Below are 19,708 nucleotides of genomic sequence, written 5' to 3'. Positions count from 1 at the left end.
CAAGCGGCCCTAAAAGCGGGTCGCGTACTCCTGCCCGGCCGTCTTCCGCTGAATCGCCAGCGCGAGCTCCATGCGCGAGCTGACCCCCGCCTTGCGGTAGATGCGGGTCAGATGGACGTCGACCGTCCGCATGCTAATCGTGAGCCGGTCGGCGATGTCCCGCCGTTTCATCCCCGAGCAGATGAGCAACGCGATCTCGCGTTCCCGGTGGGTCAGGCGGCCGAACACCTCCAGACGCCCGAGCATCTCCTGCCGCGCCCCGGGCTGGGGGGCGGGGGCCGCGGGCGGTCCGCCGGTCTGCCGGCCCAGCCAGTCGAGCAGGGTCACCGCCTCCGACCGTCGCGCGATCTCCGCGGCGAGCCGCACCGTGTGGGCCGCCTGCTCGGCGCGGCCCTGCTCGCCGAGCGCCCGCGCCGCCTGCCCCAGGGCGTAGCTCTGCTCCACCGGCATGCCCACCGAGGCGAACAGGTCGGCCGCCTCGCGGTAGCACCGCACCGCCTCGCCCGGCGACCCCTGCACGCGCAGCAGGTGGCCGCGGGTCATGGCGGCGTACGCCAGGTTGGGGGGCACGGGCACGGCGCGGGCGTGCTCCTGGGCCCGGCGCGCCCAGTCGTCCAGAGGCATGCCCGCGTCCATCCCGGCGGCGCAGAGCGTCTCCCAGATCGTGAGGCGGCTGCCCGACGGAATCACCCGCATGTCGGCGCCCCGGCCCTCGTTGAGCAGGAGCGTGACGCAGTGCGCCGGGTCGCCGTCCAGCCACGCGCACCTGGCGAGCGTCAGCGCCGCGATCGAGGCGCTGCCGTTCACGTGCGCGCCGGTCAGCGCCTGTTGCGCCAGCGCCTGCTGGGCCAGCGACTTGGCCCGCCCGCTGCCCGGGGGCTGCATCCACACCTCGGCGGCGGACTTCAGCGCGACCGCCTGGGCGTGCCGCAGCGGGTTGCCCGCATCCGACTCGACGATGGCCGCGTCCGCCGCGTCCCTGGCCTGCCGGAGCCGGCCGAGGTGTCGCTCGGCCTCGCTGAGCAGCACCAGGAGCGTCGGCAGCAGGAACGGCCGCCGGCGTCGCCGGGCGATCTCCACGCCGCGGCCGACCTGCCGCTGGGCGTCGGCGCTCCGGCCGAGGTAGATGTAGGCGAGCCCGGCCAGCAGCAGGCACTCGATGTGGCGCGCCATCAGGTGTTCGGGAGTGCGGTCCAGCGCCTCGGCGGCGGCGTCGGCCTCTGCCAGGGCTCGATCCACGTTCCCGGCGGTGATCGACGCCAGCGCGGCGAGCCCGAGCAGCCCCGCGGCGACCGGGTCGTCGCCCGCGGCCCGCGCCGCGCGCAGCGCGGACTCCGTCTCGGCCCGCCCGGCCGTACGGCCCAGCATCGACACGCGGAAGCCGCGTGCCAGGACCAGGCGCGGCCAGACGGGGGAGTCGCGCAGGTCGGGCCGCCTGAGGAGGTCGCCGAGCAGGTCGAGCGTCTGCACGTCCTGGCTGAGCACGCCCTCGACCACCGAGACGAACGCGACCTGCTCCGCCAGCGCCGCCGGATCCACGGCGGCGCCCGACTCGTGCACCACGAACAGCAGGTCGCGGCTCTCGGCCATCCGTCCCAGGCGGCCGAAGGCCGTGCTGAGCGCCAGCCGGGCGCGCGCTCCGATCTCGGTCGAGGCGGGCGCCTCGGCGAGCACCGGCGTGAGCCAGGAGACGCATTCGCTGACGTCCGTCTCCATGATCTCCTGGGACGCGTCCACGATCCGCGCCAGTTCGCTCGACCGAGACAGGGAGCTGACCAGATGGAAGCCGATCTGGGTGCCGGCCTGCCCGCGGGCGGACAACCGGTGCAGCGCCCGCTGGTGGGCCAGTGCGGCCCAGCAGGGGTCGATCATCTGGCGCAGCAGCATGCCGAAGACCTCGTCCCTGATGGCGAAGAGCGTCCCGACGGGCTCGACCCGCACCAGGTCCCGGCGGACGAGGCGGCGCAGCGCGGCGGAGGCCACCAGCGGGTCGAGTTCCGCGACCTCGGCGAGCAGGTCCGTGTCGAACCGCGAGCGCAGGATCGCGGCCGCGTGCAGCGCGTAGCGCTCGGCGGGCGCCAGGTCGCGCACCTCGCTCATCACGGCGAACTCGTACGGCGCGAGCGCACCGTCGCCGCCCGAGCGGGCGCCGTGCTCCATCGCCTGCAGCGCCCGGAGGTTGAACGGGTTGCCGCCGCTGCGGTGGCGGAGCTCGTACGGCGCGGGGACGGGCGACATGGCGAGCATCTGCTCGTCGTCGAGCGGTCCCAGCTCGATCCGCACGGTGCGCCCGAAGGCCGTGGTGACGGACACCGCCTCGGCCAGGCGGTCGGGGGTCTGGCGGGGGCGCAGTGAGACGATCACGTCGACCAGCGGCGCGGGGTCACCCGCGGCGATGCCCACCAGTTCGCCGATCGTCTGGTCGTCGGCGAGGTGGGCGTCCTCGATGACCACGAGCTCGCGGTCGGGCCGGTGGCGCCGGCGCGCGAGGCCGATCACGGGGCGGTCGCCCCCCTCGCGTTCGCCGGCCCGGCGCGCCCGCCACAGCAGCTTCCTCACGGCGTTCATCGCCCGCTCCCGATCGCCGGAGGAGCATCGATAGACGGTCGCGGGAAGGGCGGTCCACTGGCGCTCCCGGACGAGCGCCGACAACAGGTGGGTTTTCCCGGACCCGGGCTCGCCGAGGACGGCGATGAGACGCCCTTCGGAGCCGGGCTCCTGGGTCAGGGACAGCAGCAGGTCGAGCTCGGCCGTGCGCACCACCCTGGTCGACGCGGTGTCGGTCAGTCTGTCTTCGTACACGCTCATCTTTGTGACGACCCCAGGCATTGAGTGACCGAAAAGAGCTTTTCGACCCTGATCGCGCTCCTTTCTCGCATCCGGGCCGAGACTTCCACTGGTAGCGGAGGGCGGAGGTTCGGGCGACGTGTGCTGGACGGGATGCCCGCTTATTCTATATTACCTAGCTGCTTTGTTGGTTTTATGACGTGCGTCACGGAGATGGGGTGGTGCGGAGAGTCAGTCCCGTGTGGTGATGCCCTCCAGCACCAGTTCGAGGAAGCGGGAGCTGCCGTCCCGGTCGGGGGTCGCCTGCTCGCGCACCCAGGCGGCGCCGCTGAGGAGGTCGAACAGCTCGTCGGGGGTCAGGTCGTGCCGCACCCTGCCGGCCGCCTGGGCGGCGCGCAGCAGGTCGGCGCCGCTGTGGTGCATCGCGCTGCACATCGTGTGGGAGGGCGTGCCCTCGTCGTACATGCTCTGCGCGAGGATGCCCACCAGCCCGCGGAAGGTGCTGAAGTGGACCACCGCCTCGCGCATCCAGGCGACCAGCGCGTCGAGCGGGTCCGGCCCGGAGGCCAGCCGCTCCGCGTGGGCGACGAGGTTCTCCAGGCCGTCGCGGGTCGCGGCCTCCACCAGCGAGGCCCGCGTGGGGAAGTGCCGGTATAGCGTGCCGATCGCCACTCCTGCCTGGCTCGCGATGTCCTCCAGGGAGGCGTCGGCCCCGGCGCTCTCGAACGCCTTGCGGGCCGCGGCCAGGATCGCGTCGTAGTTGCGCCGGCCGTCGGCCCGCTTGGGGCGCTGGGCGATGTAGGGCTTGCCGTCCACTCCGATACCTCCCGCTTGACATCCTGAGGATGCCTCAGCTTGAATCCTGTCACTTAACCTGAGACGACCTCAGTATAGATACGCCCGCTAACCTGAGGTTGCCTCAGTCTGATGCCCCCAGTCAGCAGACCGTGGAGGTTCCATGACCACCGAAAGCGCCCCCGGCGACGTCTCGGCCGGCGCGCCGCCGCGAGCCGGCCGCGCCTGGGCACTCGTGCTCGCGGCGATCGTCGGGGCGGAGTTCATGCTCCAGCTCGACGGCACGATCGTGAACGTCGCGCTCCCGACCCTCCAGTCCGACCTCCATCTGTCGGTGGCCGGGGGATCGTGGGTGCCGAACGGCTTCTTCCTCGCCTTCGGCGGCCTCCTGCTGTTCGCCGGCCGTCTCGGCGACGTGCTCGGGCATCGCAGGGTCTTCCTCTCCGGGGTCGGGCTGGTCGTGGTGGCGTCGCTGGTCGCCGGGCTCGCGCCGAACGTGGAGGTGCTGCTCGCGGGCCGGATCCTGCAGGGCGCCGGCGCGGCGATCGCCGGTCCCACCGGGCTGGCGCTTCTGGCGATCGTCTTCGAGGGGGAGCGGCAGCAGCGGGCCTTCGGCCTCTACTCCACGGTGACCGGGCTCGGCGCCTCCGCCGGCATGGTGCTCGGCGGCGTGCTCACGTGGGCGGGGGACTGGCGATGGAGCCTGCTGGTGAACGTGCCCATCGGCCTGGTCATCATCGCGGTCGCCGTCCGTGCCCTCGGCCTGCGGGACGAGGCGACCCGGCGCCGCCCGCTCGGCCTGCCGAGCGCGCTGCTCAGCACCGCCACCCTCGCCGCCGCCGTGTACGGCCTCGTCCACGCCGCCGAGAACGGGTGGGGCGACCGCTGGACGCTGACCGCCCTCGGCGCCGCGGTCGTGCTGGCCGTCGTTCTCCTGCTGGTGGACCGGCGGGCCGACGAGCCGCTGCTGCCCCTGGCCCTCTTCTCCGGCCGCGATCGGGCCGGCGCCTTCCTCGCCCTGCTGCTGCTCGCGGCGGTGCTCACGAGCTTCCTCATCTACCTGGTGCAGTATCTCCAGGGCGTGCTGCACCTCAACGCGCTGCAGAGCGGCCTGGCGATCCTGCCGTTCGGCCTGGCGCTGCTCGTCAGCACCCAGATCCTCACCAAGCACATCGCCGCGATCGGTCTCAAGACGCGTGCCGTCGCCGGTCTGGTCGTGGTGCTGGCCGGAGTGGCCTGGCTGACCCGCCTCGACGGCGGCAGCACCTACGCCGGCGGCGTGCTCCCCGCCCTCGTCGTCATGGGGCTCGGCGTCGGCGTGGCGATCATCCCGTTCAACATGATCGTCCTGACCACCGCGCCGCAGGAGTACGCCGGGGTCGCCGCGGGGGTGCTGCAGACGGCGCTCACGATCGGCGGCTCGCTCGGCCTGGCCGCGATGCTGATCCCGCTCACGCAGGGCACGGGTGGTCTCGCCGGGAGCATCTCGTCGGTGTTCGTCTGGGCCTGCGGCGCCCTGGTGATCGCCCTGCTCGTCGCGCTCGTCTTCTGGTACCGCCCCGGCGCGCGGGGGGCCGCACCCGCCGCCCGGGGTTGACGGGGCCGTTCCCCGCGCCCCGAAACGAGGGGCGAGCCGTCCGCAGCCGGCTCGCCCCTCGTGTCGTCTCCGGGGCTCACCCCGCGATGGCGAGGTCGGCGTCGGCGGAGAGGATCGCGAACTGAAGCCGGCGCATGGTCACGCGGGGGTCGAGCCCGAGCTCCTCCCGCAGCACCTGCCGGGCCGACTGGAAGACCTCCAGCGCCTCGGCCCGCCGCCCGGAACGGTAGAGGGCCAGCATGAGCTGCTCGCGCAGGTTCTCGTTGAGCGGATACTCCTCGACCCACCGGGACAGGTCGCCGATCACCTCGCGGTGCCGCCCGAGCCGCAGCGAGCACATCGCGATCGCCTCAAGACACTCCAGCCGGACCTCCTCGGCCCAGCGGGCGAACGTGCCGACGATGAGCCCGTTGTCGATCCCGGCGAGCACGGGCCCGCGGAACAGGGCCGCCGCGGCGGCGAACGACTCCAGCGCCCGCTCCGGGTCACGGTCCGCCCCGTCCCGGCCCGCGGCGTGCAGGCTCTGCAGACGGAACACGTCCACGGACGCGCGGTCCGCCTCCAGCAGGTAGCCCTGGGCGTGCGTCCGGATGGCCGCCCCGTCCACCGCGGGCTGAACGTAGGTCTTGCGCAGATGCGAGATGTAGACGTGCAGGGCGGCGCGAGCGCGCTTCGGAGGATCGTTCCCCCACAGCTCGTCGAGCAGTTCGTCGGTCGACACCGGCTGGTTCGCCCGGATCAGCAGCGCGGCCAGCAGCGTCTCGACCTTGGGCGCGCTGATCGTGTGCGTCTCCTCGTCCACCAGGCGTAATGGCCCGAGCAATTCGTATCTCATTGGTCTCCCCGCGCACGCTGCCTGAGGTGCTCCTGGAATCGGCGCATATCACCGCGATCACGACGATTCTTGCGAGAGCCCACGCCCCTGACATCAGCGGAAGTGCGTACGGCGGGCATTTCGGTGTGCGTAATTACCTGCCTGCTCCGCCTTCTTCGGGCAGTCGCGGCCGGGTGGCTGGTCCGGCTCAGGTCAGTGCGTCTCAGGTGGTGTAGCGCGCGACCACGCCCATGAGGGCCGTGGCGATCCGGAGCCTGTCGGCCTCCGGCATCTCCTCGCCCAGGACGTCCAGACGCGCGCAGATCTCCGCGTGCACCTGCTCGCCGAGCCCCGCGCCCTCGGGCGTGAGCGAGATCCGGCAGGCGCGGCGGTCGCGCGGATGGCTGACCCGGGTCACGAGCCCGCGCCGTTCCACCCGGTCCACGAGCCCGGTGAGGCTGGACTTCTCCAGATGCAGGAGGCGGCTGAGCTCGGTCATGCCGATGGGGCCGTCGTTCAGCATGCACAGCAACTGCGCCTGCTGCGGAGTGACGCCGTGCTCCCGGCTCACGTCGGCGAAGACGTACTGCACGACGTGGGACATGCGCACCAGCGCGGTGGCGAACGCCGCGTCCGTGCCGGTCCCCGTGGCCGTCCCCGTGGCCGTCGTCGTGGTCATCTGCATCCTCCTGGTCCGAGCGTAATTGACATCGGTTCGTACAGCCAACTAATTTGTGCGTACTACGAACTGTTCGTACTACGAACTAATGAGGCTTCGTGAACGCGGATGACACGACGAGCCCCGCCGCGAGAGGCGCCGGTGTGCTGGCCGCCCTCGGCCTCGCGGTCTTCGGCTACGCCCTCATGCAGACGGTGGTGGTCCCCGCCCTGGGCCTGCTGGGAGACGTCCGCGCTGCTCAGCGTCCGCGGCCTCGCCAAGACCTTCCCGGTGCGCACCGGCCCGCTGCGGCGCAGAGGCACCAGGAACGCGGTGGACGGCGTGGACTTCGACATCCCCGCGGGGACCACGCTGGGCCTGGTCGGCGAATCCGGGTCGGGCAAGACGACGACGGCCAGGATGATCCTCGGTCTGGAACGGCCGACGGCGGGCAGCGTGCGCTTCGCGGGCGAGGAGGTCACCTTCGCCCGGGGCGAGGCCCTGCGGCGGCTGCGGCGCCGGGTCCAGCTCGTCTACCAGAACCCCTACACCTCGCTGCACCCCCGCTTCACGTTCGAGGACCTGCTGACCGAGCCGATGCGCAACCACGGCGTGGACGACGCGGCAGGCAGGGCGGCGGCCGTACGCGCGCTGCTGGACGACGTCGCCCTGCCCGCCTCGCTCGCCCGCCGCCGCGCGGGGGAGCTGTCCGGCGGCCAGCGGCAGCGCGTCGCCATCGCCCGCGCCCTGGCGCTGAACCCCGACCTGCTGGTGTGCGACGAGCCGGTCTCCGCCCTCGACGTGACCGTGCAGGCCCAGATCCTGGAGCTGCTGGCCAGGCTGCAGCGCGAACGCGGCCTGACCTATCTGTTCATCTCCCACGACCTGGCCGTCGTACGCCAGGTCAGCCACACGATCGCGGTCATGCGCGGCGGCCGGATCGTCGAGCAGGGCGACGCGGAAGACGTCTTCACCAGCCCGAGGCACCCCTGCACGCGGGAGCTGCTCGCCGCGATCCCCGGTTTCCGGACACAGACGGAGGAACCCCAATGGAGTCAGGTCTCATCACCTTCGGCAGCCTGCTGCCGGACCCGCACACGGGCGAACGGCTGTCCCAGCGGGAACGGCTGCGCGACGTCGTCCGTGCCGCGGTCACCGCCGAGGAGCTCGGCTTCGCCTGGTACACGGTGGGGGAGCACCACTTCGGCGAGCGGGACGTGATCCCGTCGCCCGTCGTCATCCTGGCGGCGATCGCCGAACGCACCTCCTCCATCCGGCTCGCGACCGGGACCACCCTGGTGGCCAACCGGGACCCGGTGCTCGTCGCCGAGGACTACGCCCTCCTCGACCTCCTCTCCGACGGCCGGCTAGAGCTCATCGCCGGTGGCTCGTTCTTCCCCGAGCCGTACGCGGTCTTCGGCCAGGAGCCGGACAGCGCTCCCTGGGCGGGCAACCTGACCGAGGACGGCTTCTTCCTGCCGCCGGAGCGCCTCCGGCTGCGCTACCGGGAGCTCGGCGTGGACGACGGCACCGAGGTGGCCGTTTACTGCGGCAGCGGCGTGACCGCCTGCCATGACCTGCTGGCGCTCGAACTCGCCGGCGTCGGCTCGGCGGCGCTCTACCCGGGTTCCTGGTCCGCCTGGTCGGCGGACCCGCGGCGGCCGGCCGTACGAGGGGAGCGGCCGTGGCCGCACGACCAGGAGGAGGCACGGGCATGAGCGCGCGCGACCGGCTGCGCTTCGGCGCGGGAGGGGCCGTCGGCGGCCTGTCGGCCGGCGAGACGCTCGACCTCGCGCAGAGCGCGGACGAGCTGGGCTACGACCTGTTCACCTTGAGCGACCATCTGCACGGCGGCCGTCCCAGCCTGGAGCCGCTGACCGCGCTGTCCTGGATCGCCGCCCGCACCAGGACCATCGAGGTCGGCACCAACGTGCTCGGGCTGCCCTACCGCGAGCCCCCCGTCGTGGCCAAGACCGCCGAGACGGTCGACCGGCTGTCGGGCGGGCGGCTCGTCCTCGGCCTCGGAGGCGGCGGTTTCGACCACGAGTTCGCCGCGTTCGGGCTCGCCGGGCGCAGCCCGGGCCAGAAGGTCGCGGCGCTGCGGGAGGCGATCGGGATCATCCGCGGGCTGTGGGCGGGGGAGCCGGTCTCGTTCCGCGGCGACCACTACACGGTCCGCGACGCGGTCATCACCCCGGCCGCCCGGCGGCCCATCCCGATCTGGCTCGGCTCCTACGGCCCGCGCTCGCTGGCGCTCACCGGGGAACTGGCCGACGGATGGCTGCCCTCGCTCGGGCGCATCTCCCTGGCGCAGGCCGCCGCGATGCGCCGTGCCGTACGGCGGGCGGCGCGGGACGCCGGGCGCGACCCCGGCTCGATCACGTGCGCCTGCAACGTCCGGGTCCTCGTCGATCCCTCCAGGTCGCCGACCCCGGAGCTCGTCACCGGTGGCGTCGACGCGGTGGTGGACCAGCTCACCGGCATCGTCGCGGCGGGCTTCACCTCTCTGCTGCTCGCCCTGCCGACCATGCGCGAGCAGGAGTTCTTCGCCCGGGAGATCATCCCGCAGGTGCGCGAGCGGGCCGCGAACCTCGACCCCGGCCTCGCCGACGCCGACACGGCGTCCGGGCAGGGCCGCACGGCATAGGAGGCAGCGCCCGCGTGAGCGAAAGCGGCCGGCGTGCCCGTACGGAGGCGCGCCGGCCGCCGGCACGGCGCGCCCGCCGTGCGCCCCCGGTCACCCGGGCCTGCTCAGATGGCAGGCCGGTAGAAGAAGGTCCGGCGGCGGTGGATCCGGCCGTCATGGAACTCGAACCAGTCGGCGAAGAGTTCGTTCAGCGGCGCGCCCTCCCTGGACACACCGTTGAAGTGACCCCAGCAGAAGCCCTGGAGCGCGCCGCTCACCACGGAGCGCAACTCGTGGACTCCCGCGCCGATCGGACGCTTCGCCTGGTAGAAGTCGCAGAGATCGTCCACGCCGTTGATCTCGGGGAAGCCCGGACGGTCGTAGGTGACGTCGCTCGTGACCAGCGTTCTGAGCGTGGCCCAGTCACTCGCGTCGATCGTCGAGAAGAGTGTTCTGATGAGCTTTTCGTGGGGGTCCATCGCGCCTCCTTCCGAGGCACCTCAATCGGACGCGGGGACACCGTCGGGGGGTTGCAGGTCCGTTTCCGTCAGCGTTCTCAGCTGCCGGTGGTCCATGTCGCGGAACCACGACATGAAGTGCCGGACGAAAAGCCCCTCCGGGTCGGTGATGATGAAGATCCCCATGATCTGTACGGCGTCCTGATCACGCAGGTTCGGGGCGTGTTTGTGAATCTGCCAGATGATCGAGCCGCCGTCCTCGTGTTTGACCAGGACGAAAGACGTGGGGAGAGTTGCTCGGACCTCGGCGACGCGCAGACGCTGCGCTCCCCATTTGGCGCTGTGCCTGGCGATGCTCCGGTAGTGGTGCAGGTAAGCGGGCGTGAGTTGTTCGGCGAGGTGCCCGGGGCTGCGATCGCCGTTGCCGTCGGACTGGATGATCCGGTGATAGGTGACCTCGCCGAACCGCCTTTCGAACTCGCTGAGATAGGCACGTTGGATATGCGTCCACCGCGGATCGTTGGACGCCTTGAATACCTCCACGTAGGAATTGACCGCATAGATCTGGGCGCCGCGCGGGGCTCTGCGGATGACTTCGCCCGCATCACGGTGCAGCCTTTCGATGTCCTCGGCGCGGTCGGCCTTGTAATAGGTCGCCTTCAGCCGGGACTCGCCGTTGGTGAGGGAGTGCACGGCATCCTGCAGGTGCGTCACGCTCACGGGCAGTTGCCGGACGATGTGCAGAAGCGCGAACACGAGTGTCAGGCCCGACACCGCGAGCAGCCCGACCGCCGTCCACCCGGCCACCCCGAGGGGGGAACCGGCAAGGATGACCACCGAGCTTCCGAGGGAGGCGGCGTGGACCACCAGCAACGTGACGGCGAACGCCGGAGAACGCATGGGGGCCTCCGAGGACGGCCGGTGCGGGGTCAGATCACCCATATCGCGTGGACCACATTGTACGTATTACCGCAACCCCACTCTCGTCCGAAGCGTTTACCGATTACCGTTGATATCGGGAGCTGTGGGACAGTCGGAGGCAACGTGAGCTCGACCCAAGTTCGCATTCCGATCGGAGACGGACAATCCGGCACTAGTAACTATCTCATAGCCGAAATAGATGCAAATGACGCGCTGGAGCTGGCCTCTTCGGGTATCGACGGAAGGCTGGAAGAGGCTTCGCGGTCGCTGTCGGCGGCACTGGACGACATCAGACCCGTCATCGAGACGATAATGACGAAACTCCAGACGGCCGCTCGCCCGCCCAAGGAGATCCAGGTGGAGTTCGGCCTGAAGTTCGGCGGCGAGTTGGGGTTGATCTTCACGAAGGGAACCGCCGAAGCGTCGTTCAACGTCACCATGACCTGGGCTCCGGAGAATCCGCCGTCATGACCGGAAGCGGATCCCGGCCGGAACGCGCGACGGTCCGCATCCTCGCAAACGGCAATCGGCCTGTGGGCCTCGGCTTCCTGGTCGGTCAGCAACAGATCGTGACATGCGCGCATGTCGTCAACTCGGCGCTCGGCCGGGAACAGCGTGAACCAGCCGGACCCCCGGATGACACTCTGATCTTCGTCGACTTTCCGCTCGGGGGCGACGGCCGCCACAGCCACGTCCGTCCGGCCAAGATCGTCAGGTGGCGACCGGGCGGCGTCCACCCCTTCGAGTGGAGCGACATCGCCGGCCTGGAACTGCTGGAGCCGCCGCCTCAGTCGACCGCCCCGGCCAGGCTCCGCGTGACCGGCAGCCCGGCCGGGACCTACGTCCAGGTATGGGGATTCCTGCATAACCGGCGAGTGATGGGGCACGTCACCGGCGAGCTTCTCGGGGCGGCAGACCCGGTCCGCAGCCAGGTCGATCGGCGAATCACATCACGCATGACGGCCGCGCCCGGCTTCAGCGGCGGGCCGGTCTGGCACCGGGACAGCGGTGAGGTCGTGGGCATGCTCCAGGCGATCGCCGGTGACGAGCAGATCTACATGATCGGGCTGCACGCGCTCGCCGCGGCCTGGCCCGCGGTCCTTCACCGGCCGCCCCGCAATCCCTACCGTGGGCTGTTGCCCTTCGAAGAGTCGGACGCCGAGCTGTTCTTCGGCCGCGCCGGCTTCGTCGAGCAACTCGTCGATGACGCCAGGTCCCGCAGGCTGCTCGCCGTGACGGGCCCTTCGGGCTGCGGGAAGTCGTCCGTGGTGAATGCAGGGCTCATCCCACGGCTCCGCCGTGAATCGCTCCGGAGTGGATCGTCGATGCACGCTGTGCGCCTCCGGCCGGGGGAGCTGCCGATGTTCGCGCTGGCCCGTGAGTTCGCCGCCGCCGAAGGCCGTGACGCCCAGGTCCAGCAGTCCCAGATCGAGCGGTGGCGTTCTCGCCTGCTGGAGCTGGGCCTGCGGGACGCGGGGCGCCGGCTGGCGATCGGGCTGAATGTGGATCGGCTGGTCGTGGTGGTCGACCAGGCCGAGGAGATCCTCACGCGCTGCACCGATGCCGGGGAACGTTCCACCTTCCTCGACCTGCTGGCGGAGACCGCCACAGAGCTGAGGCCGTCGGAACAGGCCGACATCACCGTCGTCCTGACCATCCGGGAGGAGCACTTCGGCGGTCTGCTCCAGCACCAACGCCTTGGCGAATATCTTCAGATGCGTTCCCGGGTGCTGCGCGCGCTGTCGGACGTGGACCTCCGAACCGCCATCACCGAACCCGCGCGCCTGGCCGATCCCGAACACCCGGTCGTGTGCGACGAGGACCTGATCGAAGCGCTCTGCGCGGATTTCGGCCGGCAGCCGGGACGGCTGCCGCTCCTCCAGTTCGTGCTGCACAGCATGTGGCCCCTCCAGGACCCGCCGTGGCGGCTGACGCGGAAGACGTACGAGGACATGGGCGGGGCCAGCGCCCTTTCGAAGTACGCCGACAAGGTCATCGAGGGCCTTCCGCAACGACAGCGAGACGCGGCAGAGCGGATCTTCACCATGCTGGTCACTCCGGGCACGAGCGACTATGCGCAACCGGTGCGCCGGGACCGGCTCTCCCCGGACGACCTGGAGGTGGCCGGGATCCTGCACGACAAGCGGCTGGTGACCTTCAACGGCGAGACGGTCGAAGTCGTCCACGAGGCGTTGCTCCGCGGCTGGGATCGCCTGCGGGACCTGCTGGCACGGGACAGCGAGGTCCTCGCCATGGTGGGGGTGATCCAGGGCTACAAGTCCCAATGGGAGAACCACGACCAGGATCCCAAATTCGTGTTGCCCGCGCCGCTGCTCGAGCGCGCCTTCAAGGTGGTGGAGGAGCATCCGCACCATGCGATGGGCGTCATGCCCTACGTCGTCCACAGCATGGAGGTGCACCGTGAGGAACAGCGCAACCAGGAGCGCCTTCTCGCGTACAACGAGGCGACGCGCCTGGCCGAGCAATCCGAGTTCGCCCGGCTCTCCCCGGCGGAGACCCCGACCACGGCGCTGGACCTCGCCATCCGTTCCCTGGAGCGCATGCCCCTGTTCAAGGGGGATCGGGCACTGCGCGAGGCGCTCGCCAGCACGACCAAGCCCGAACTTCGCCTTGAGCACGACGACGCCGTGCGCTGTGTGGCGTACAGCCCCGACGGATTCCATCTCGCGACGGCGGGCTTCGACGGCACCGTATGCGTGTGGGAGGCGGCCACCGGGCGGGCGCGAGTGACCATCCGGAACGCGATGGCCGTCTGGTCGATCGCCTTCAGCCCGGACGGGGGGCTCCTCGCCACAGGCGGTCACGAGGATCAGGCGAAGATCTACGACGTCCGGACGGGAACGCCGGTCGGCTCGCTGCCGCACGGCGACACCGTATGGGCCGTGGACTTCAGCCCGGACGGCCGGTTCCTCGCCACCGCGTGCGGCGACGGGAGAGCACGCCTGTGGGACCCGCGTGGCGGGCATCTGCTCGCGACGATGGCGCACGACGACGTCGTGCGCAATCTGGCGTTCCACCCCAGGGGCAGCGTGCTCGCGACCGCGAGCGCCGACGCGACCGTGGGCCTCTGGGCCGTCCCCACCGGCGTGGAGATCGCGCGGCTGCCCCATGACGGATGGGTCCGTGCCGTGGTCTTCAGCGCCGACGGCGCGCTCGCCTCGGCCAGCCGCGACGAGCGGGCGCGGATCTGGACGGCGGAAAGGATCAACAACATCGTCGCGACCGGAGGGCGGACCCGCATCCAGGAAGAGAACCGGCTCAAGCACAGCGGCTGGGTCCGCACCGTGGCCTTCAGCCCGGACGGCAGCCTTCTCGCCACCGCCGGCCGTGACGGAAGCGCACGCATCTGGGACGCGCAGAGCGGAACACCGATCCAGCACCTGCACCATGAAGGCTCAGTGGAGAGCATCGCCTTCAGCCCGGACGGCACCCGGCTCGCCGTCGCGGGGGACAGCAAGACCGCGCACGTCTGGGACGCGCGTACGGGAAACGAAGCCGCACGGGTCGCGCATGACGGACCGGTCAACTGGGTGGTCTTCAGCCCGGACGGGGCCAAGCTGGCCACCGCCGGCGCCGATGCGACGGCCTGTGTGTGGAATGTCCATGCCTCGGATGAGATCGCACGCCTGACGCATGACTCCTGGGTCGAGGCGGTCGCCTTCGACCACCAGGGCACTCGGGTGGCCACGGCATGCTACTGCGGCGAAGTGCAGGTCTGGGACGTCGCGTCGGGAACCAGTATGTCCGGCTACTCGCACACCGGACCCGCGCAGTCCGTGGCGTTCTCCGTTGACGGAAGGCTGCTCGCCAGCGCGGGTGCCGACGGCCACGCCCGCGTGCGGGAAATCGGCACGGGCCGTGAGATCGCGGAGTTGCCGCATCCCGACTGGATAAGAAGCATCGCGCTGAGCCTCGACTCGCGCCTGCTCGCGACAGGTGGGGCCGATCGGATCGCCCGCATCTGGGAGATCGAGACCGGGAACCTCATCGCGCAGTTCCCCCACGACGAAACGGTGTGGGGTGTCGAGTTCAGCCCGGACGGGAAGCTGCTGGCCACGGCCTGCGCGGACAGATGCGCACGCCTCTGGTCGATCGCCGACGGCGAGGTCCGCAGAGTGCTGCGGCACACCGACATCGTCTGGGGTGTCAGCTTCGCGCGAGGGGGGAGGAGGCTCGCCACGGCCAGCGCCGAATACGCGCGCATCTGGCCGGTTCACGGGGAGGACGCACCACTGGACATCCGGCACGACGCCGCCGTGGAGTCGGTGGCCTTCAGCCCTGACGGCAGCCACCTCGCGGCAGGGTGCCAGGACGGTGACGTACGAATATGGTCCGTGCGTGGCGCCCAGGAGCCGTCCGAGGTGGCACGAGTGAGGCACGAAGAAGCCGTATGGGGCCTGTCCTTCAGCCCGGACGGCCGATATCTCGCCACGGCCGGCCGGGACAGCACGGCGCGCATCTGGCCGGCGACCTCGGCCGCCCTGATCGAACTCGCGACCCGGCATCTCGCTCGCCCGATCCCCGAGGACGACTGACCACGCCGCACACGGACTCGCGCCGAGGCGGGCACCCGGACCCTGCCGGCGGCCACGTGCGTCCGGCCGGGTGTGCCGGGAGAGGGCGTGCTCGGCGACCTCCGGCGGCGACGGGGGTCCGCAGCACCCGTACGACGTGGGCGGTCATCCGCCGGTGGCCGTCGGCGTAGGTGTCCGTGTTGCGGGTCAGGAGCGCGCCGACGCTTGCGCTGGTCGCGCAGGCGACCATCAGGAGCGCGGCGGCGAGGACGCGTCCGGCCGAGGAGGTGCGCACGACGTCTCCCACGCTCGTGTCAGAGGCCGACATCGCGGCGCATCAGGTCGTCGAGGCCCTCGCGGCGGACGACGAGGCGGGCCTTGCCCCGGCTCACGGCGACGACCGGCGGGCGCCCGGTCATGTTGTACGTCGAGGCCATCGAGTGGTTGTAGGCGCCGGTGGCGGCGACGGCGAGCACGTCGCCGGGGCGGATGTCGGCGGGGAGCGCGGCGGCCTCGGCCAGCGTGTCCCCGCTCTCGCAGTGGTGGCCGACCACGGTGAAGTCGCGTGTGCCCTCGTGCGTCGCGCGGCCGATCATGCGCATCTCGTATCGCGAGCCGTACATCGCGGGCCGGGGATTGTCGCTCATGCCTCCGTCGACGGCGACGTACGTGCGGCGCAGCCCCTTCTTGACCGTGATCACACGGTAGAGCGTCACGCCGGCGGGCCCGGCGACGGCCCGTCCGGGTTCGACGGTCAGCCGCGGCGCCGGCAGGCCGATGCCCGCGCAGTGCCTCTCGACGGTCGCGGCCAGCGCGCCGAGCCGGGAGGGAGCCAGGCCGGCCTGCCCGTTCGTGTACGCGATGGCGTGACCGCCGCCGAGGTCGAGCTGGGGCAGCGTCACCCCGTGCGCGTCGCGGATCCGCGCGAGCTGGTCCACCAGGACACGCGCGCACTGCTCGTACGGCCCGATTGCGGTGATCTGGGATCCCAGATGGCAGTGCAGGCCGACCAGCTCAAGGCGTGCCTGGTGGAGGATCCGGTTCACCGCCTCCCGCGCCCCACCGGCCGCGATCGACAGCCCGAACTTGTGGTCCTCGCCGCCGGTGCGGATGGCGGCGTGCGCCCCGGCTTCGATGTCGGGAATCACCCGCACCAGCACCTTCTGCCGCATCCCCACGGGGACGAGCGCGGTGAGACGGTTGATCTCGGTGAGATCGTCGATGACGATGCGGCCGACCCGCTGCTCCACGGCCGCGCGCAGGTCCGCGGGGGTCTTGGCGTTGCCGTGGAAGATGATCCGGTCCGGGGGGAAGCCTGCGGCCCGCGCCACGGCCAGCTCACCGGCCGAGCACACGTCGAGTGCGAGCCCCTCGTATCGGATCCAAGAGGCCATGGCGCGGCACCAGAAGGCCTTCGCGGCGTACGCGACTTCGGCCCGGGGCAGCGCGGCGCGGTAGGCGCGGCAGCGCAGGCGCACGTCCGCCTCGTCCATGACGTACGCCGGGGTGCCGAAGCGCCCGGCCACCTCCAGCAGGTCGACGCCGCCGACCTCGGCGTGCCCGCCGGGGCCGAAGCGCGCGGTGGCCGGCCAGGGGCCGTGGGCCGTCTCCGTCGTACGCGGAGGTGTGATCAGCAGGCTCATTTCGTTCTCTTCTCCGCCAGGAGCGCCTGGCCGAGTCCGGTGACCGTACGGGTCACGATCTGGGTGCTGGTGGTGGCGGCGCCCGCCTCGCGGAGCGTCGCCACCGCCAGTTCGAGGTCGTCCATGTTCCGGCAGGCCACCCGCACCTCGATGTCGGCGTCGCCGAGCAGGACCAGCGCGCTCAGCACCGCGGGCATCTCGCGCAGCCGCCGCTCGTAGGTTCCGCAGGTCACGCCGTGGCGCAGCCGGACGCGTACGAGGGCCTGGATCGGCCGTCCCAGCGCCGCCGGGTCCACCTCGACGCGGATGGCGGTCAGCGCGCCGCTGTCGCGCAGCCTGCGCAACCGGACGGACACCGTGCTGTCGCCGAGCGCGAGGTCGCGGGCGAGGGCCCGCACCGGAGCGCGGCCGTCCCGGGCGAGTGCCTGGAGCAACGACCGGTCTACGTCGTCGAGCGATTTCACCGCACACCGCCTCCTGAACGGTCCTGCCATGCTGAACGGGCAAACGCCCCGAAAGTTGGACACACGACACGCTAAGTACGGGACATGCCATGGGTGGGCGATCCTGACGCGATTCCTACGGCGGGCACGTCGAATCCGACGCCCGATTGACGTTCGAGGCGGGTCGTCCCGTCGTCGCGCAGCGTGATCGGACGACTTCCGCTCTTGACGCGTTCTTGACGCCCATACCCCGTCGTTTGCGGTGATTGCGCCAGTAGTGTGCATGCGTTCATTGACGCGATGTTGATGCCGGAGGTGGCCAGGTTGGGGCGTTCTGTCGCCACGCCCGCGGGTCCGATGCGCACCTGGCTGCTCGAAGGTCTCCAGACCGATCGCAAGGAGATCGAGCACGGGCCGCACGCGAAGCACCCGTGGTGGCGCGTGATGTGCCTGACGGGCGTGGACTATTTCTCCACGCTCGGCTACCAGCCGGGCATCGCGGTGCTCGCGGCCGGGTTCCTGTCGCCGCTCGCCACGGTCTTCCTGGTCGCGCTCACGCTGCTGGGCGCGCTGCCCGTCTATCGCCGGGTGGCCGCCGAGAGCCCGTACGGCCAGGGCTCGATCGCGATGCTGGAGAAGCTGGCGCCACAGTGGTGGGGCAAGCTGTTCGTCCTGGCCCTGCTCGGGTTCGCGGCCACCGATTTCGTCATCACCATGACGCTGTCGGCCGCCGACGCGACCGCGCACATCCTGGAGAACCCGTTCGCGCCGCACTGGATCCAAGGACAGCGCGTGCCCGTCACCCTGTTCCTGCTGGCCATGCTCGGCGGGGTGTTCCTGATGGGCTTCACCGAGGCGATCGGCGTCGCGGTGATCCTCGTCCTCGTCTACCTCGGGCTCAACGCCGTCGTCGTGGTCACCTCGCTCGTCCACGTGCTCCAGGCGCCCCAGGTGGTCGTCGACTGGACCCACGCGCTGAACGCCGGCTACAGCGGCCCGCTGGCCATGATCGGCCTGTCGTTGCTGGTCATGCCGAAACTCGCGCTGGGCATGTCGGGCTTCGAGACCGGCGTCGCCGTGATGCCCGTCGTCAGGGGCGACGTACGGCAGCGCATCAAGGGCGCCAAGCGGCTGCTCACCGTGGCCGCGCTCGTCATGAGCGTTTTCCTGATCTTCTCCAGCTTCGTCACGACCACGCTGATCCCGCACGAGGAGTTCGAGGAGGGCGGCAAGGCGAGCGGCCGTGCATTGGCCTACCTGGCGCACACGTTCCTCGGCGAGTGGTTCGGCAGCGTGTACGACGTCTCCACGATCGCGATCCTGTGGTTCGCGGGCGCCTCGGCCATGGCGGGCCTGATCAACCTGGTGCCGCGCTATCTCCCCCGATATGGCATGGCGCCCGAATGGACCGGCGCGGTGCGGCCCCTGGTTCTCGTCTTCGCGGCGATCGCGTTCGCCATCACGATCATCTTCGACGCCGACGTGGACGCCCAGGGCGGCGCATACGCCACGGGCGTGCTGGTGCTGATGCTGTCGGCGGCGGTCGCGGTGACGCTGTCGGCGTTCAGGAAGGGCCAGACGGCCGCCGCGATCGGCTTCGGGCTGATCGCGGCGGTCCTCGCCTACACGCTGGTCGACAACGTGGTCGAACGGCCCGACGGCGTGAAGATCGCATCCTTCTTCATCGCCGCGATCATCATCACCTCGGTGATCTCCCGGGCCACCCGTTCCACGGAGCTACGGGTGACCGAGGTCGGCCTGGACCCGCTGGCCCAGCAGTGGGTCAACGAGGCCGGCGGCCTGATCCACCTGATCGCGAACGAGCCCAATCAACGTGACCAGCACGAATACCACGACAAGCTGCGCGAGCAGTGGATCAACCACCGGCTGCGTAGCGACGAGCCCGTGATGTTCGTCGAGGTCACCGTGCCGGACGCGTCGGAGTTCGAGACCGAGCTGCACGTCCGGGGCGAGGAGCGCTACGGGCACAGGATCCTGCGGATCGAGAGCTCGGCCGTGCCGAACTCGCTGGCCGCCCTCCTGCTCCACGTCCGCGACCGCACCGGTGCGGTGCCGCACATCTACTTCCACTGGGCCGAGGGCAATCCCGTGCTCGCCATGCTGCGCTACCTGGTGTTCGGCGGCGGCGACGTGCCCCCGCTCACCCGCGAGGTGCTGCGCAAGGCGGAGCCGGACCTCGAACGCCGGCCCCACGTCCACGTCGGCTAATCGGCATGCACCGCACAGACCTCCTGACGGTAGGGCCGGTTCTTGATCTTCCCAAGGATCGGCTCACAGGGGCCGAACTCCGGGTTGGCGTGCCGCCCGAGCACGATCGCAGCTACGCGTTCCGCTCCTGCCTGCTTGAGAGCGTGCGAGGCGGGCTGGACGCGGGCTCCCGTCGTCCAGGTGTCGTCGACGAGCAGCACAC

Annotated in this window: 15 protein-coding genes and 2 pseudogenes; 8 read left to right on the top strand and 9 right to left on the bottom strand. The window is 70.9% G+C overall.

Annotated features, from left to right (window positions below; translation table 11 throughout):
* Positions 1 to 9: 9 nt before the first annotated feature.
* Positions 10 to 2,802: a LuxR family transcriptional regulator gene (locus tag FLV34_RS12770; protein ID WP_147943177.1), complete on the bottom strand. Its 2,793-nt coding sequence runs from the start codon at positions 2,800 to 2,802 to the stop codon at positions 10 to 12.
* 216 nt (positions 2,803 to 3,018) lie between these two features.
* On the bottom strand, positions 3,019 to 3,603 hold the full coding sequence (locus tag FLV34_RS12765; protein WP_142647579.1) for a TetR/AcrR family transcriptional regulator: 585 nt from the start codon (positions 3,601 to 3,603) through the stop codon (positions 3,019 to 3,021).
* Between the two features lie 142 nt (positions 3,604 to 3,745).
* On the opposite strand from FLV34_RS12765, the gene FLV34_RS12760 reads away from it, so the two are divergent.
* Positions 3,746 to 5,179 (top strand): MFS transporter, encoded by a 1,434-nt coding sequence (locus FLV34_RS12760; RefSeq protein ID WP_142647576.1) that lies wholly within the window; start codon positions 3,746 to 3,748, stop codon positions 5,177 to 5,179.
* Positions 5,180 to 5,255: 76 nt separating this feature from the next.
* On the opposite strand, the gene FLV34_RS12755 is transcribed toward FLV34_RS12760, so the two are convergent.
* Complete coding sequence (locus FLV34_RS12755) at positions 5,256 to 6,014, bottom strand: AfsR/SARP family transcriptional regulator (RefSeq protein WP_142647574.1); 759 nt, start codon at positions 6,012 to 6,014, stop codon at positions 5,256 to 5,258.
* Between the two features lie 202 nt (positions 6,015 to 6,216).
* Entirely contained in the window at positions 6,217 to 6,672 is a 456-nt protein-coding gene (locus FLV34_RS12750; RefSeq protein WP_147943176.1) for a MarR family winged helix-turn-helix transcriptional regulator, read from the bottom strand.
* A gap of 108 nt (positions 6,673 to 6,780) precedes the next feature.
* On the opposite strand from FLV34_RS12750, the gene FLV34_RS12745 reads away from it, so the two are divergent.
* The 4 genes and pseudogenes from FLV34_RS12745 to FLV34_RS12735 all read left to right on the top strand — a co-directional run bounded on the left by FLV34_RS12745 (position 6,781) and on the right by FLV34_RS12735 (position 9,298).
* Positions 6,781 to 7,872: an ATP-binding cassette domain-containing protein gene (locus FLV34_RS12745; protein ID WP_147943175.1), complete on the top strand. Its 1,092-nt coding sequence runs from the start codon at positions 6,781 to 6,783 to the stop codon at positions 7,870 to 7,872.
* Positions 7,761 to 8,024: pseudogene (locus tag FLV34_RS40405) on the top strand (LLM class flavin-dependent oxidoreductase); the annotation flags it as partial. The gene FLV34_RS12745 and the pseudogene FLV34_RS40405, both read left to right, overlap by 112 nt.
* A 60-nt stretch (positions 8,025 to 8,084) precedes the next feature.
* Positions 8,085 to 8,369 (top strand): annotated as a pseudogene (locus FLV34_RS42355) (sulfurtransferase); the annotation flags it as partial.
* Positions 8,366 to 9,298 (top strand): LLM class flavin-dependent oxidoreductase, encoded by a 933-nt coding sequence (locus FLV34_RS12735; protein ID WP_147943174.1) that lies wholly within the window; start codon positions 8,366 to 8,368, stop codon positions 9,296 to 9,298. The pseudogene FLV34_RS42355 and the gene FLV34_RS12735, both read left to right, overlap by 4 nt.
* Before the next feature lie 104 nt (positions 9,299 to 9,402).
* Here the strand turns inward: FLV34_RS12735 and FLV34_RS12730 are convergent, their stop codons facing one another.
* Both FLV34_RS12730 and FLV34_RS12725 read right to left on the bottom strand, forming a co-directional pair.
* Positions 9,403 to 9,756: a nuclear transport factor 2 family protein gene (locus FLV34_RS12730; protein WP_142647569.1), complete on the bottom strand. Its 354-nt coding sequence runs from the start codon at positions 9,754 to 9,756 to the stop codon at positions 9,403 to 9,405.
* Between the two features lie 21 nt (positions 9,757 to 9,777).
* Positions 9,778 to 10,635, bottom strand: coding sequence for a hypothetical protein (locus FLV34_RS12725; RefSeq protein WP_142647567.1), 858 nt, complete (start codon positions 10,633 to 10,635; stop codon positions 9,778 to 9,780).
* Positions 10,636 to 10,779: 144 nt separating this feature from the next.
* Here FLV34_RS12725 and FLV34_RS12720 point away from each other — a divergent pair, with 144 nt between their 5' ends.
* Positions 10,780 to 11,127 (top strand): CU044_2847 family protein, encoded by a 348-nt coding sequence (locus FLV34_RS12720; RefSeq protein ID WP_142647565.1) that lies wholly within the window; start codon positions 10,780 to 10,782, stop codon positions 11,125 to 11,127.
* Positions 11,124 to 15,212, top strand: a complete 4,089-nt coding sequence (locus FLV34_RS12715; RefSeq protein WP_147943172.1) for a trypsin-like peptidase domain-containing protein — start codon at positions 11,124 to 11,126, stop codon at positions 15,210 to 15,212. Before FLV34_RS12720 ends, FLV34_RS12715 begins: the two co-directional genes overlap by 4 nt.
* 293 nt (positions 15,213 to 15,505) lie before the next feature.
* Here the strand turns inward: FLV34_RS12715 and lysA are convergent, their stop codons facing one another.
* Together lysA and FLV34_RS40400 are read right to left on the bottom strand one after the other, a co-directional pair.
* Positions 15,506 to 16,834, bottom strand: coding sequence for a diaminopimelate decarboxylase (gene lysA / locus FLV34_RS12710; RefSeq protein ID WP_147943171.1), 1,329 nt, complete (start codon positions 16,832 to 16,834; stop codon positions 15,506 to 15,508).
* The gene (locus tag FLV34_RS40400) at positions 16,831 to 17,298 is read right to left on the bottom strand and encodes an Lrp/AsnC family transcriptional regulator (RefSeq protein WP_187280620.1); all 468 of its coding nucleotides are present in this window, start codon (positions 17,296 to 17,298) and stop codon (positions 16,831 to 16,833) included. The genes lysA and FLV34_RS40400 overlap by 4 nt, the downstream gene beginning before the upstream one ends.
* A 303-nt stretch (positions 17,299 to 17,601) precedes the next feature.
* On the opposite strand from FLV34_RS40400, the gene FLV34_RS12700 reads away from it, so the two are divergent.
* Positions 17,602 to 19,506 (top strand): amino acid transporter, encoded by a 1,905-nt coding sequence (locus tag FLV34_RS12700; RefSeq protein WP_205830214.1) that lies wholly within the window; start codon positions 17,602 to 17,604, stop codon positions 19,504 to 19,506.
* Here FLV34_RS12700 and FLV34_RS12695 read toward each other — a convergent pair.
* Positions 19,503 to 19,706 carry a hypothetical protein gene (locus tag FLV34_RS12695; RefSeq protein WP_147943169.1) on the bottom strand — a complete coding sequence of 68 codons (204 nt, stop codon included), beginning with the start codon at positions 19,704 to 19,706 and terminating at the stop codon, positions 19,503 to 19,505. The two genes, FLV34_RS12700 and FLV34_RS12695, sit on opposite strands and share 4 nt — an antisense overlap.
* Positions 19,707 to 19,708: the final 2 nt, after the last annotated feature.

Origin of the sequence: Microbispora sp. CSR-4 (genome assembly GCF_008033685.1) — a bacterium.
In the GTDB taxonomy this organism is placed as follows: Bacteria; Actinomycetota; Actinomycetes; order Streptosporangiales; family Streptosporangiaceae; genus Microbispora.
This window is presented reverse-complemented; position numbering and strand designations above follow the sequence as displayed.

Coding starts and splice junctions, on each gene's coding strand:
- FLV34_RS12760 (WP_142647576.1), top strand. CDS start 3,746: ATGACCACCGAAAGCGCCCCCGGCGACGTCTCGGCCGGCGCGCCGCCG.
- FLV34_RS12755 (WP_142647574.1), bottom strand. CDS start 6,014: ATGAGATACGAATTGCTCGGGCCATTACGCCTGGTGGACGAGGAGACG.
- FLV34_RS12750 (WP_147943176.1), bottom strand. CDS start 6,672: ATGACCACGACGACGGCCACGGGGACGGCCACGGGGACCGGCACGGAC.
- FLV34_RS12745 (WP_147943175.1), top strand. CDS start 6,781: ATGACACGACGAGCCCCGCCGCGAGAGGCGCCGGTGTGCTGGCCGCCC.
- FLV34_RS12735 (WP_147943174.1), top strand. CDS start 8,366: ATGAGCGCGCGCGACCGGCTGCGCTTCGGCGCGGGAGGGGCCGTCGGC.
- FLV34_RS12730 (WP_142647569.1), bottom strand. CDS start 9,756: ATGGACCCCCACGAAAAGCTCATCAGAACACTCTTCTCGACGATCGAC.
- FLV34_RS12725 (WP_142647567.1), bottom strand. CDS start 10,635: ATGCGTTCTCCGGCGTTCGCCGTCACGTTGCTGGTGGTCCACGCCGCC.
- FLV34_RS12715 (WP_147943172.1), top strand. CDS start 11,124: ATGACCGGAAGCGGATCCCGGCCGGAACGCGCGACGGTCCGCATCCTC.
- lysA (WP_147943171.1), bottom strand. CDS start 16,834: ATGAGCCTGCTGATCACACCTCCGCGTACGACGGAGACGGCCCACGGC.